This is a genomic window from Paenibacillus vulneris (genome assembly GCF_039543185.1).
GTDB classification, from domain to species: domain Bacteria; phylum Bacillota; class Bacilli; order Paenibacillales; family NBRC-103111; genus Paenibacillus_S; species Paenibacillus_S vulneris.
Genome location: NZ_BAABJG010000031.1, coordinates 1 through 13,157 on the forward strand (window position 1 = coordinate 1; position 13,157 = coordinate 13,157).

The following is a 13,157-nucleotide window of genomic DNA, read 5'->3' on the forward strand; positions in this document are numbered from 1 at the left end:
CAACCGACTAGTTCAGTGTTGTGTTTTGTCCGGAACAATCACCTATCCTGAGTTAGTTGGATAATCAAATTATTTTATTTTGCATGAGCATGATATTTTGAATACAGCCCGATCATATCAGTTATCCCAATCCCTAATCCGACATTAACGACATAAAGATCAACCCGTGGGCCCTGTTGCACCAATAACTGGAGGCTCACTAATTGAATAGGATTAAAGCAATGATAATCAGGAGCAAAACGATGACTGCGTATCCAACTATTTTTATCCAGCGCGGTGTTGTATAAGGCTCAGTGCTGCTTTTGGTTTCCTGCTTGCGCCATCCATACCTTAACCTCGTATTTTCTTACGGATGAGTGATTATTCCAACGATCTTCCGCTGCTTCAATCAGCGCTATATCGATTATTTAAGAGCAAACTTCAATAAGATAGGAAATATTCACTGACGAAAATTTGAAGGTCTAACAGCTGAATTTTTTGAAAGACAAGGCTATTTCGTAGAAATTGGTCCTGGAAGAGCAGATGGCGGTGTCGATGTTAGAGTTTGGACACACGACACTAATCTTACAGGGCCACCAACAATTCTTATTCAGTGTAAAAGACAAAAAGATTTAGCCGGGATGGATAAAGAGGTTGCCAAAAGCACACTCATGACTCTATTTCTAACAACATTTTCTTATCAAAAAAAGTCACTACTCTGCTATGACTTTTTTTTGATACCTTAGAGAAAAGGAGGGAGGAATCCTGTGTCCGCCAAGTCCCAGAGCTCTTGTGATTGTGTCCGTAACAAGGTGGCAGCTGCCGTACCGTACAGGCATTGGTTTGATTATGTGATCATTGGCACTCGGACCTTATGGTTCCTGCTGGGGGTTCATTACCTCCTAAGCCGCTCTGGCGGCGAATTAAGCGGTAGCTCGGGGTTTGCAGCCACGGGTGATCGGTGGTTCATTTTGCTGTTTTACACCTTGGCTTATGTTACTCCGATGGTACTTTTTTTGCGCCGCGGCATTCCGCGGATGTTCCCGGTTCTGGCCGAATTATTGCTTAACGGAACCTTTTTCTGTTTGATGGCAGCAAGCCCGACGGTCGAATTCGCATTCTATAATTTCCCTTCCATCATGTTGGGGTATATGAGTGTCGGCCGAATCGCCGTCTTCTCGGCTGCAACATCCGTTATTGTCATTCCATTACTGGTCGGATGGTTTCGGGGGAGCGGGATAGAAACGACAATCAGCGTGGCCATCGAATTCGGGGTTCTGTACGGCAGCGGCTTCTGCTTTCAAAAGTTGATTGCCTCCTACGGATTGATCACCAAACAAAACCAGACTTTGGAGCTTTATGCCAAACAAATCGAAGCACTGACGCTGACGGAGGAACGGAACCGACTTTCACGTGAACTTCATGATACGGTCGGCCATACGTTTGCCACGACAATTACGGGGATGGATGCGGTGCATTACCTCATCGACGTGGACCCGCAAGAAGCGAAAAACAGTCTACAGGAGCTGCTTGAAGTGACGAGAAACGGACTTGACGAGGTTCGAAGGCATATCCATCAGATTGCTCCGGAACAGGAGGAGCGGACGCTTACGGAAGCTCTTTCGCAAATCGCCGATGAGTTTGCGCTCCATACGGGGACCGAAATTGCGGTGCATGTCGAAGGAACGGAGTATACGGTCTCGGAAAACGTTCGATTGACGATGATCCGCTGTCTGCAGGAATCCTTGACTAACGCCAACAAGCATGGAAAGGCTTCTTCGATCCGCATTGAGCTTGCCTACTCGGAGGAATGCGTCGAAATCAAAATTGCCGATGACGGGAAGGGCGCAAGTGAACTGGTCGAAGGCTTCGGGTTAAAGGCTATGTACGAACGGGCGGCAAATCTGAACGGCACCTTGGCTGTAACTTCACATTCTGACCATGGGACGGTAATTGCATGTACGATTCCGACGAAAAAAATACACCGGAAATGAAAGACATCCGAGTGCTGATCGCAGATGATCAAGAGATCATTCGTAAAAGTCTGAAGATTGTCCTTGGTTCGGCAGCGGATATTAAAGTCGTTGCAACGGCGGCCGACGGGAAGGAAGCCGTCGATCAAGTGAATCGGTTGCAGCCCGATTTGGTGTTGATGGATATCCATATGCCCATCATGGACGGAGTAGAGGCAACCGCTATTATCAAAGCAAGGTGGTCTGAGGTCAAGGTCCTTGTGTTGACTACATTTCAAGACGTATGCTACGTCGTCGGTGCTTTAAATGCAGGTGCTGAAGGGTACATCCTGAAGGCAATCCATCCCTTGGATCTCGCAGCAGCGATAAGGTTGGTGTACCGCGGGGAAACGATGATTACGCAGGAGGTGGCCAAATCGTTGTTTGCCCGCTCTCTGAGTACGGCTAATCCGAAGGAATCCCCGTACGGATTAACCGAGAGGGAGCTGCAAGTGCTTAAGTATATTTCGGACGGGATCGCAAACAGAGCCATTTCCGATCGCATGGGTTTATCGGAAGGTACGGTCAAAAATTATATTTCCAATATTTATTCCAAGCTAAATGTTCACAACCGGAAATCGGCGATGAAGAAAGCTTCTGATGAACGGCTGGTTTAAATACAAAATCAAACGACTTATACCCTTAAGGGAGGAACGAGTAAGATTCCATGACCATGAAGACTTTATTGCAACCCGAATCCCCGACATTTACCTTACGTACTCAAACGAAACGTGTTACTCATCCGATAGCAGCGGTGCTGCTCTCCTTCGCTTTCGTTCTTGTCAGTATCCTGCTCGCGGAAACGCTGTCCGGTTCCTTGAACATGGCTCTTTCAGGACTTGAGCAGTCTCTTGTTCATCAGCCTGCCGTCTTTTCTGCTATCGCGAAGATTCTCATCCTATGGCTTTTGAATGTGCCCATCTATCTGATGCTCTGGGGGTGGCTGAAATGGTTCGAGCGCCGCCCTTTCGGTACACTTGGTTTTTCACGCCAAGGGCTCGTTTCTGGATACCTCCGAGGCCTATGTATCGGCTTCCTGATGATAAGCTTTGCGACAGGTATCGCGGTTCTCTTGAACATCGGAAGCTTCATTCCCTTAAGCGGTCCGCTGGAAGGAGTGCCAGCGCTTGGAGGAATTATTCTCGTCTTCCTCGGGTGGGCAGTTCAAGCCTCGGCAGAGGAGGTGTTGTATCGCGGTTGGCTGCTTCAGACGATCAGCATCCGCACGAACCCTTGGATCGGGGTTTTGCTTTCTTCCCTTTGTTTTGCCTGTGTTCACGGTCTGAACAACGGCTTCTCTCCTTTGGTTCTCTGCAATCTATTTCTGTTCGGGTTATTTCTTGCGCTCTATCGCATCGCGAAAGGATCGCTTTGGGGAGTGTGTGCCTGGCACACGGTATGGAACTGGGCTTTAGGCAACATCTACGGGGCAGAAGTCGGTGGCAGCGCGGCAGAGGGTGGGCATCTGTTCCATCTCCAACTCACCGGATCGGATTGGCTGACGGGCGGGGCATTCGGCTTGGAAGGCAGCATCGTCACCACAACGGTATTTTTGATCGGAATTGGATATGTGTCCGTAATGCTCAGACGGAGGCAATGGAAGGAAAGAAGATCCGTTGAACAGGCAAACGGCTGACATTTTCTGATCGTGCTTATGAGATTGTACGTTAATCATATTGTTATATTCGTTTCCGCAATACAGCCTATACAGTTTTCACTTTAGGTTCAATACGATCCGAACGATTGAAGCAATGTAATTTATCGAGGCAACTCTGGAAGAGACGTTCCGGAGTTGCCTCACCCGCTTTTATTAGGTCAACAGCCGATACCGCACTTACGCGGCCTGCTCCCTCATGAAAAGCGCCTGCGTAGCCAGACTCTCTCCGTTTCCGCTAAGGATGCCGGTTTCGACAAACCGCTTCATGGCGGTTCGGGCATAATCGGCTACGCCATCCGCATCCGGAAAGTTTTTCAGGGTGCGCCATCTTGAACCCTTCGGCAGCTCGTTAAATGATTCCAACACCTGATAGAGGATCACCATCATGTCTTTGTAGCGAATATCGTTGCTCCGCCTTGGCGGTGTCCCAATGGTTGCTGCCCGGAATGACTCATAGGCACGACTTCTCGTCTAACCCAAACGATGTCTCAGATATGGAAAGATACCTAAAAAGAATGGCCTTGGTTAATTAGCTTAGTTACCCGGTGGCCCTTTAATAGTTAATTTATACTTCGTAGTGTACTCCAGTTAACTTTTCGGATAATAGCCAAAGCTTCTCCGCAAGCTGCGCGTTCAATGCCTTTTTGGGGAAATCCACAAACTTCGGTTTCTTAGCCCTTAGCGGATTCATTCCTAGCCCTACGTAGTTATCTCCGGTGACTGTCGCATCCGTCGCCGCAATAAGTGATGGCCAAGCTGACTGATCAGGAGAAGCCCCAATTGTATGTCTTCCTCCAGCAACACCCGCCTCCGTGATACGGTTCACCGCGCTGTCTGTAACGGCAAGTTTTAAGGGCCATCCTTCGTTGGGACGGCCCTTTCTTTGTTCTCGCTTTGTTCAAAAATTCGCTCTTGAAGGGAAACCAGTAAGCCGTTACCGTCCAACAACTGATCTAGCTCCGCTGCAAACCGTTAGCTTGCACAATACCGTTCAAGATCACTTCAATCCCCCAATAGAACCGTTCCTTCGAAACGGTGTCTCCGGAAAACAACTCCTCTTTCAGACTGTGAATGAGCGGGAAACGAACCGGATCTGAAGCTTGGTAAGAATGTTGGATGGCATCCATCTGTTCCTCTCCATGCCTGGACCTAGCGGCCTTCTCGAAAGCGACTGAGGAAACATACAGCAGTAATAGATCCATTCCCCAAGCAGCGGAAGTGGACGTAATACCACCCTTGTGCAGGACCGTAAGTAGGTATTCATTCAACCGGAATGCATGGGTCCCTACCGGAATTGCCTGAAGTGACAGCTCCGCAAGTCCAGGCTGCTCGATTAGCAACATCACATACGCATCCAAAGCCCGGAAAAGCTGTTCCTTCCAATTGCCTTCCGTTAGCTCTGGCAGCACGAGCTCCCCAAGTCCATAATCCAGCACATAGGAGCTCAACTCCTGCAAGTTCTTTACGTAAACATAGAGCGAGGAAGGTCCGGTGTCCAGTGCTTTGGCCACCTTCCGCATGCTCATGCCTGGGGTGCCTTCTTCTTTCAGCAACTCATAGGCGGTCTTTACAATCAACTCATGACTGAGCGGTTCTTTGGCCGGACGAGCCCGGCGACTTACAATTTTACGTTTAGGTTTCATCATACTTCTCTTATATCATGCCGGAAGCGAATAGTAAATCCGCTTTTCAGGCTCGATTTCGCTTCGTTATACTGCTCATGGTACGAATTCATAAGCTCGTTAAGCTTCCGGGCTGCATCATCCGAGAAGCACAGGACGAGATTATCGTTTGACTCACGAGCCATCTCCGAAGAATAGGCGTACATCTTCTCCTCATAATCCTCGATCGCTTTTGCTTGATCTTCATTCCGTACGATCGCAAGTGCAAGCTCCATTGCGTCCTGCATCGCCATATTAACGCCTTCGCCAGCGAACGGAGACATGACGTGGGCCGCATCACCGATCAGCGTAACACCGGAGTTCCTTTTCCACTTGAATCCAACCGGTAACATGTAAATCCGTCTTGGAAGAACAGCATCAGCCGCGTAGCGGATATAATTTTTGAGCGACTCATCCCAATCTTGGAAGATCTCCAGTAGTTTTGCTTTCGCTTCCTGAGGATTTTCAGACCTAATACCGCTTGTTTCGAGCCACTCCCGATCCACCCACAGGCTCGCATAGACCTTAATGCGCCCATCACCATTCAACTGCCCCAAAATGCCTTTGTGATCGTCCAATGCAAACACTTTGCCACGACGGTTGAATGCAGCCAAATCAGGATAGCGTTTAGCAGCGTCCTCAACATTAAGCTCTAACATGGTTAGTCCCGAATAACTGACATCCGTATCCGAAAGCAGCCGACGAATACGGGAGAAGGCACCGTCCGCTCCAACTACAAGATGCGCGGTATCGACGAACCCGTTCTCGAAATGAAGCTCTGTCATGCCATTGGATAGTGAAACGGCCTTGTCTAGCTTATACCCATAGCGGATGATCGCTGGGTCCAACTTGCTTAAGAGCAAATCGCAAAGTACGCCACGGTCGATCTCTGGCCGCCCTCCTGGAGCATTCTCATCAGCTACTTCATCCAAAAAACATTTTCCAGTCTTATCGAATAGGCGAAAGTCCTCCCCTTCATAACGAGCTACTTTTTGAAAAGCCTCATAAAGTCCGGCTTCCTTCAGCGCCTGTTGACCGGATTCCTCATGAATGTCAAGGGAACCTCCGCGTTCATGACTCTTGTCTTCCAGCTCCCGCTCATAAATGACGGACGGAATGCCATGATGTTGAAGAATGAGCGCAAGCGTTAGTCCGCCGGGGCCTCCTCCGATAATAGCGATACGTTTTTGATCTTTAGTAGTTGTTGTCATTGTAAACATCTCCTCAGCATATTTGTCGTTTATCAAAGTGAAATATCTTTATTGCGAACTCCGTTCTTTTCGTCCAAGGCCGCAGAATACAAATTCTCTCTGCTGATAAGCTAACGCTATTTCGATTGAGGTGAGGCAGACTTATTTTCTATACGTTTTGCAAAAAATAAACTGAGTACTAATGCCGCAATCGCAAACCCCAGAGTGATCCAGAACGTGGAACCGAAAGCATACCCCAACTGATTGAGAGTATGCTGGGAAGGTAGTTCTCTAATCTTTTCAGCTAGAAAAGCCATCGTAATCGTCACTCCGAAGGATGACATGATTTGCTGGGCTGAAGTTGTTATCGGTGTCACGCGACTGACTAATTCCTTCGGAGCCGATTTGAGCACATGAGTATTGATCTGCATCATCGTCAATCCTTGGCCTAGTCCTGCAAAGGCAAAGCTACACATAATGTACAACGGACTGGTATTAGCAGTAACTTGTGTCAATGCGAGCAATGAGCCAGATAGAGACAGAATGCCCATAATGGCAACCGGCCGAACTCCGTAACGGTCAAACAATTTGCCACCGAGGTTGATTCCCACCGTTGACAAGATTGCCTGTGGAATGACATACAGTCCAGCCTCAAGCGGCGAAAGGCCCTTAACCTGCTGCAAATAAAGAGGGAACAACAGAATGCTGCCGAACAACGCAATCTGATTTAGCCACGCGACGAGAATTCCATGTACGAATGCCGGAGAGCGGAACACCCTAAGCTCCAGCAGAGGATATTTCTGCTGCAATTCATGCCAGATAAAAATTGTAAGCATGACGATACCGAATATGAGTGAACCAAGCGTCCATGCATTCGACCAGCCCTTCTCACCAGCTTGGTGAACCGCGAAGACCAGTGAGGCGAAGGATATCGGAGCTAAGATTGCGCCGACTACATCGAGCTTGCTGTTGTGCTTCGGCTTCGCTGTAGGGAGGTATCTCCATGCCATTAGTAACGCGATAAACCCAACCGGCACATTGATGAAAAAGATCCAGTGCCAATTTATAAACTCAATAAGCCAACCAGACAGAACAGGACCGAGAATCGGTGCGAGTAGCATCGGAATCCCGAGAATCCCCATGACTGAACCACGTTTGTCGGGAGGCGAAACGGAGAACACCGTTGCAATCCCAATCGGGGCAACCATGCCCCCTCCGAGTCCTTGAAGGATACGAAAGATGATCAGTTGCTCAGGCGTTTGCGCCAGGGCACACAAGACAGAAGCAAGCACAAATAACACGATGCTCGTCATAAACATCCGTTTTGCCGAGAAACGGTCCGAGAACCAACCTGCGAGCGGAATAATAGCTGATAATGACAAAGTATAGGCCGTAATGACCCATTGAATGGTGCTGAGATTGGTATCAAAGGCGCTTACCAATTTCGGTACTGCCACGTTCATAATCGTACTGTCCAAGATTACGAGGAACATTCCCGAAGTCACTGCAAGCAGCACCGGTAATATTTTTTTCAATGAAAATTCTGACTGCATACTTGCTGTTTTATTTGCTGGCCCCATATCGATTATTCTCACTTCTTTCTGTATAAATTTCAGAGCATGCTTATTGAGCTCTAATAAGCACATTTCAGTTATACCATTACGAACACCGTTCGTCAAGAACAGTGTTCGTAATGGTATACATATATCATAACCATGACCCCTTTTTCGAGGGGTTATTTTCATTTTTAGGAGGGACAGATGAATGAGAATCATCAAGACACAGCAAGACCTTGTCGTCTTACGACTTGCTGTGACACTTCCAGTGGAACTTCTCCTTCAGGTTGAGGAGTATTTACTACAACTTAGAGATGAGCAGAAGGAAAAAGAGGCAACCGAGTTTCGTTTGGTCGGAAGGGGTAATCATAGTTCTTGAAGCAGGTGACAACATTCGAGATCTTGGGAACGTGGGGTTAGACCATGAAAACGAAGGACTGCTTGGAAGTCACCCCGAGTACGTAGAAATTCTCGATGTAGGTGATGGACTCCAAACGTACAAAGTCGCCATACTGTACGATAACGACTACCCTGATGACGTTCTTCACGCAGGTCGGAGCGCACGACGAGGAGGTGGAGAAATATATTCCACTTGCGCCTGGGCAAGTAAACCCACCTTTTCATCTACTGCCGATACACATTTTGACATTGTTCTTCATCCTCCTAGGTAGTTTTCTGCATACAAAAAAGCTCACTCCATTTTCAACAAGTGGAATAAGCCTTCTAAGTGTGGTCAAGTTTGTAAAGTGTGTGTTACGAGTTACAGTTTGCGACACTTCCCCAAAAAAGTAAACTCTCTATGCAATCACTATTACCTTAATCTGCTAAGCCGTTCTTGTCATGAGTGTTTGAGAAGCATAGGGGTCCATTTCAATATGTGCAATTGGTTCGAATCCTTGGCGAATGAAACCTTCCGATAGCCCCCCGGCCCCAGCAAATAAGTCAATAAACTTCATTTATATTGCTCCCGCTATCAAAGTCTTATTCAGATTATACCAGGTCTATTGTAAATATGAAATAGTCGATAAGGTACCATGGTGTGATAGAATATAAGAACAGAAGAAGTTTCCCGGTCAATTTTTTTATTTAGCAATGAAGACGTTCAAATCAACAACAACCTCTATAAAAAAGACCGAGCAAGCAAAGCTTGTCCGGTCACTAGGTTTTAGTAAGCAACAACTTTGTGTATCATTATATTTGTTCTCTAGATAATAAGTCGTGAAGAATTTCATTCATATCCTGGGGTATTATATTTAATTCCCTGATTTTATTAGCAACTAAAGGAATAAAATACTCATTACTTATTTCGATATTTAAAATCTTTTTAGCCTCTTTAATCAGATTTTTCCCATGGAAGAACCTTATAAATGTCCCATCAGATAATTGAGAATCAATCTGACGTTCTATTTCAGCCAAAGTTGAGGGAAGATCGGTCTTAGCTTTCTCAATCATTGTCTTAAGTCGATCTAGTTTATTTTCAGTAGTATATCCTTTTGAGTTCCGGAAATCCTTCATGACTATGGATGCACGTAACTTCTCATCAAGACGTAAATCTATTTCTTCAGCTTTAATGTTATTTGCAGCAGTTATAAAAGCCTCCCTAATAACACCTACATCGAGCGTAACTCCAATCACTTCCATAGCTTTGGACCATGCAACAGGTTCAAGCAAGAAATTCTCGATCATACATCTTGACCATACACGTAATGAAGAAATCTCCGTTTCCTTTCGTGAGACTTCATCATTACTTAATCTATCTCGATCTCGTATAGCATAAAAACGACCAAATGGTATTCCTGAGGAAATAATTTGACTTACTTTCTTACTTATTATTTCAACAACCTCACAACTATCACCTGGAATGAAAGTTACTTTCCCTCTAAGTTGGGGAAACAAAGTATCCAATATTAGCTTGTCTATTGATTTATTACTAGAAGTTCCCTCTAGAAAAACAAAAACATTTGAGGTTGTAAAAATGCCTAAATTGCCAACTACAGATCTTAACGTATCTATTCTATCCTGTTCAGAGGAAATAGAAACAAACTGGTTTTCCTCCTCACTTTTTGAAGAAGTAATTCTGAAAATATTCTCAGAAGGGGCTGTTGATAGTATTCCTGTGCTGTGCGAAACAACGAAAACTTGATTGTTATCACTAACGATGTTATTCATTATGTGAGGAATAATTCTACTTTCAACTGATTGGTTTAAATGTAGTTCCGGTTCATCAAGGATAATAATGGAATTCATTGCTTTAATACGATAGATCTCTAGGAACAAAGCAAGAACTGCCTTTTCTCCTGAACTTAAGTAATCCAATTCTACAAGCTTTCCGCCGGATACTTGAAATAAGAACTCAATTGGCGAACCAGAAGATACAGCCTCAAAACTAAGCTGTGGTAATAAAAAACTTACTATTTTCCTAACATCTGCAAATGAATCTGGTGCTTCAGCAAGAGCGATAGTCCCTTGGCCTTTTAGTTCATTTCTTTTGGCTATAAACCAATCAGCGTCTTTTTGATAAAGTGAATACAAAAAATCCTTAAGTGTATCCGACTTCATTTCTAGTTGTTTTGAAGGTTGTATTCTGCGTTGTTCCTCTGCTTGCATTGACATATTATTTACATCAAATGTAGTAAAATCTTTCGGAGGTAAATATCTATTGGGTCCATAGTAATCAAATATTGGAGCCTCCGGGAAATTACTCCTAATGGGATATCTAAATAAATGTTGAAGTAAATTATGGTTTTGAGATCTAGCCTCTACACTCCCATTTGCTCTGATAATTACGCTCGAATCATCTATAACTGGAGCATCTGGGATTCCGGGTATCCCTATTCTTTGCAAATAATCCAAGTCTTGTTTTTCTATCTCTGTCTTTATTTCTATTGTTGCAAAGTCTGCACCTTTAGTAACCAAATTTGTAAGATCAGTTGGGGAAAGCCATTGCCTAGTGCTATAACCATGGAGGAATTGTTTCCAAATTGTGATCGCTTCTAAGAAAGTTGATTTTCCTGCCCCATTGGGTCCTGCAACCACAACAAGATTTGGTAAGTTCTCTGCGGTACAATTAATTAGGTTCCTCAGATTTCTTATTTTTACCGATCTTATTTTCATTTATGAGCCTACTCCCCTTTGTTTATCTTAATGATATATTCCCTATAGTATATTAGAAACCTCACTTTGTTAATGAGGTTTCTAATACCTCCCGATTAATAATAATCTCAATCCTCCGCTTTACCACTATTTGTGATACGGTTCAGCTTAACGGGGCCATCGGCGAAAACAATGGCGGCCCTGTGGAAGCCAGACTTCGCTATGCCTACTCACTTTGGCAGACTCATTCAATTAATACCGGTGCTTGGCCAGCAATGTGTCGACGTTACGCAACAAGCGATTGTATTAAAATTACGCTTGCCTTAAAGTGTACTTTAAGTCTTCTTAAGCTTATTGCTTGATGGTTAAGCCATAATCTGGTTGGCCACGGTCAGGTCCATATTTAGCTGTAAAATCCCTCTGACCTCGTCGCTTCGGCCAAACTTGAAAGTGGCATTTTCTCGGACGAGTTAAGGTTTCACCGACGATTGACAAACAGCCAAATCAAATTTTTACTTTACACCGCAGTCATTAGGTGGTAATATCATTTCTATAATTCCATAAATATAGAAATGATGGCGGAAAGGAGAATTTAATGGCTGATGTCGATCACGATCTAGTGCAAGCTGTCAAAGTATACAAGGCTCTAGGTGAGCCTACACGACTAAAAATTGCCTTAATGCTAATAAAGCAAAAGAATCAATGCGTTACCGCGATCGGTGAACAGCTTGGACACGTGCCCGGTTCAACGTTATCCCATCATCTCAAGCAGCTGACGGAATCGGGTTTAATCCAGTCGCAAAAGAACGGTTCGTTTATTCACTACAGCGTTGATCAAGAAGTGGCAATGAAGTTTGCGCCATATTTACTGGCGTAAATTTTTTGAGCATGATTTCTATATCTTTAGAATTATAGAAAATCTAAGGAGGGAAACCATTTTGGAAAATCGCGTGCCATTGGAACTTGGAATCTCTACATTTCTTCACACGAACCCCAAAGGAGGGGGCGTTCTGCCAGGCGAACGACTGCGACAAGCGATGGAAGAAATTCAGCTGGCTGATCAGGCCGGTCTTGATGTCTATGCGATTGGTGAACATCATCGCATGGACTACACAAGCTCATCGCCGGCAATTATTTTGGCTTCGGCTGCAGCTACTACAAACCATATTCGGCTGTCCAGTGCCGTTACGGTATTGTCTTCGTCGGATCCAGTCCGTGTTTATCAGGATTTCGCCACCCTGGATAACTTAACAAATGGGCGGGCCGAGATCATGGCCGGACGCGGTTCTTTTGTCGAATCTTTTCCGCTCTTCGGATATGACCTGCAAAATTATGAGGAATTATTCGATGAGAAATTGGAGCTTTTACTCAAAATACGATCTTCAGAGAACGTAACATGGAGCGGCAAGCACCGTGCACCGCTGCACAATATGGGCGTATACCCGCGAGCGCAACAACTCCCGCTTCCTGTGTGGATTGCTACTGGCGGCAGTCCGGAGTCGGCTATTCGTGCCGGTCAACTTGGTCTTCCTGTTATTTTCTCCATTATAGGCGGCATGCCGGAGCGTTTCGCTCCCTTAGTGCAGTTATATCTTAAAGCAGCCCAACAAGCAGGGCACGATCCTAATCAATTGCAAATCGCCTGTCATTCGCATGGTTTTATCGCCAACTCGTTTGCAGCAGCCAAAGAAAAGTATTATCCCATTATGGCCGAACAAATGAATCAAATTGGAAGGGAACGCGGTTGGGCGACTTATACACGAAGTGTATATGAGGAAGCACTGAGCCCTCGCGGCGCTCTTTATGTTGGAGATTCAGAATATGTAGCAGAAAAGATCGTACGTGTAACCAAACAACTGGGCTTGACTCGTTTTCTTTTGTACGTTGACTTTAGTACGGTTCCGCATCGTGATTTGTTAAGAACGATCGAACGATTTGGAACGGATGTCGCCCCCCTTGTCCGCAAGGAGCTAGCTAGGCATTAAAGAAAGTAAGATGTTAAGAAATTT

At 45.3% G+C, this 13,157-nt stretch carries 12 protein-coding genes and 1 pseudogene; 7 read left to right on the forward strand and 6 right to left on the reverse strand.

The genetic code is table 11. The features are described 5' to 3' along the window. Nucleotides 1–461: 461 nt before the first annotated feature. The 4 genes and pseudogenes from ABEA66_RS36420 to ABEA66_RS26620 all read left to right on the forward strand — a co-directional run. Nucleotides 462–725 (forward strand): annotated as a pseudogene (locus ABEA66_RS36420) (restriction endonuclease); the annotation flags it as partial. A 21-nt stretch (nt 726–746) separates the two neighbouring features. Beyond that, the gene (locus tag ABEA66_RS26610) at nt 747–1,973 is read left to right on the forward strand and encodes a sensor histidine kinase (RefSeq protein ID WP_345592343.1); all 1,227 of its coding nucleotides are present in this window, start codon (nt 747–749) and stop codon (nt 1,971–1,973) included. Next, a complete protein-coding gene (locus ABEA66_RS26615; protein WP_345592344.1) occupies nt 1,937–2,608 on the forward strand; it encodes a response regulator transcription factor in 672 nt (223 codons plus the stop codon). The genes ABEA66_RS26610 and ABEA66_RS26615 overlap by 37 nt, the downstream gene beginning before the upstream one ends. A 56-nt stretch (nt 2,609–2,664) precedes the next feature. Next, complete coding sequence (locus tag ABEA66_RS26620; protein WP_345592345.1) at nt 2,665–3,627, forward strand: CPBP family intramembrane glutamic endopeptidase; 963 nt, start codon at nt 2,665–2,667, stop codon at nt 3,625–3,627. 198 nt (nt 3,628–3,825) lie between these two features. Here ABEA66_RS26620 and ABEA66_RS26625 read toward each other — a convergent pair whose 3' ends face one another. The 4 genes from ABEA66_RS26625 to ABEA66_RS26640 form a co-directional block, all read right to left on the reverse strand. Continuing rightward, nucleotides 3,826–4,014, reverse strand: coding sequence for a hypothetical protein (locus ABEA66_RS26625; protein ID WP_345592346.1), 189 nt, complete (start codon nt 4,012–4,014; stop codon nt 3,826–3,828). Between the two features lie 587 nt (nt 4,015–4,601). Beyond that, complete coding sequence (locus ABEA66_RS26630) at nt 4,602–5,294, reverse strand: TetR/AcrR family transcriptional regulator (RefSeq protein ID WP_079911352.1); 693 nt, start codon at nt 5,292–5,294, stop codon at nt 4,602–4,604. Beyond that, on the reverse strand, nt 5,291–6,520 hold the full coding sequence (locus ABEA66_RS26635; RefSeq protein WP_345592348.1) for an FAD-dependent oxidoreductase: 1,230 nt from the start codon (nt 6,518–6,520) through the stop codon (nt 5,291–5,293). The genes ABEA66_RS26630 and ABEA66_RS26635 overlap by 4 nt, the downstream gene beginning before the upstream one ends. A 116-nt stretch (nt 6,521–6,636) precedes the next feature. Then, nucleotides 6,637–8,178, reverse strand: coding sequence for an MDR family MFS transporter (locus ABEA66_RS26640; RefSeq protein ID WP_345592350.1), 1,542 nt, complete (start codon nt 8,176–8,178; stop codon nt 6,637–6,639). Nucleotides 8,179–8,263: 85 nt separating this feature from the next. On the opposite strand from ABEA66_RS26640, the gene ABEA66_RS26645 reads away from it, so the two are divergent. Next, nucleotides 8,264–8,434 (forward strand): hypothetical protein, encoded by a 171-nt coding sequence (locus tag ABEA66_RS26645; RefSeq protein ID WP_345592352.1) that lies wholly within the window; start codon nt 8,264–8,266, stop codon nt 8,432–8,434. 445 nt (nt 8,435–8,879) lie between these two features. Here ABEA66_RS26645 and ABEA66_RS26650 read toward each other — a convergent pair whose 3' ends face one another. Beyond that, nucleotides 8,880–9,011 carry a DNA cytosine methyltransferase gene (locus ABEA66_RS26650; RefSeq protein WP_345592354.1) on the reverse strand — a complete coding sequence of 44 codons (132 nt, stop codon included), beginning with the start codon at nt 9,009–9,011 and terminating at the stop codon, nt 8,880–8,882. A gap of 235 nt (nt 9,012–9,246) precedes the next feature. Next, entirely contained in the window at nt 9,247–11,169 is a 1,923-nt protein-coding gene (locus ABEA66_RS26655; RefSeq protein WP_345592356.1) for an AAA family ATPase, read from the reverse strand. Nucleotides 11,170–11,743: 574 nt separating this feature from the next. On the opposite strand from ABEA66_RS26655, the gene ABEA66_RS26660 reads away from it, so the two are divergent. After that, nucleotides 11,744–12,025: an ArsR/SmtB family transcription factor gene (locus ABEA66_RS26660; protein ID WP_079911355.1), complete on the forward strand. Its 282-nt coding sequence runs from the start codon at nt 11,744–11,746 to the stop codon at nt 12,023–12,025. Between the two features lie 58 nt (nt 12,026–12,083). Then, a complete protein-coding gene (locus ABEA66_RS26665) occupies nt 12,084–13,133 on the forward strand; it encodes an LLM class flavin-dependent oxidoreductase (protein WP_377741137.1) in 1,050 nt (349 codons plus the stop codon). Nucleotides 13,134–13,157 lie beyond the last annotated feature (24 nt).

Bases quoted from the DNA above. Each gene is read 5' to 3' on its own strand.
- ABEA66_RS26615 (WP_345592344.1), top strand. From the start codon at position 1,937: ATGTACGATTCCGACGAAAAAAATACACCGGAAATGAAAGACATCCGA.
- ABEA66_RS26620 (WP_345592345.1), top strand. From the start codon at position 2,665: ATGAAGACTTTATTGCAACCCGAATCCCCGACATTTACCTTACGTACT.
- ABEA66_RS26630 (WP_079911352.1), bottom strand. From the start codon at position 5,294: ATGATGAAACCTAAACGTAAAATTGTAAGTCGCCGGGCTCGTCCGGCC.
- ABEA66_RS26635 (WP_345592348.1), bottom strand. From the start codon at position 6,520: ATGACAACAACTACTAAAGATCAAAAACGTATCGCTATTATCGGAGGA.
- ABEA66_RS26645 (WP_345592352.1), top strand. From the start codon at position 8,264: ATGAGAATCATCAAGACACAGCAAGACCTTGTCGTCTTACGACTTGCT.
- ABEA66_RS26650 (WP_345592354.1), bottom strand. From the start codon at position 9,011: ATGAAGTTTATTGACTTATTTGCTGGGGCCGGGGGGCTATCGGAAGGT.
- ABEA66_RS26655 (WP_345592356.1), bottom strand. From the start codon at position 11,169: ATGAAAATAAGATCGGTAAAAATAAGAAATCTGAGGAACCTAATTAAT.
- ABEA66_RS26660 (WP_079911355.1), top strand. From the start codon at position 11,744: ATGGCTGATGTCGATCACGATCTAGTGCAAGCTGTCAAAGTATACAAG.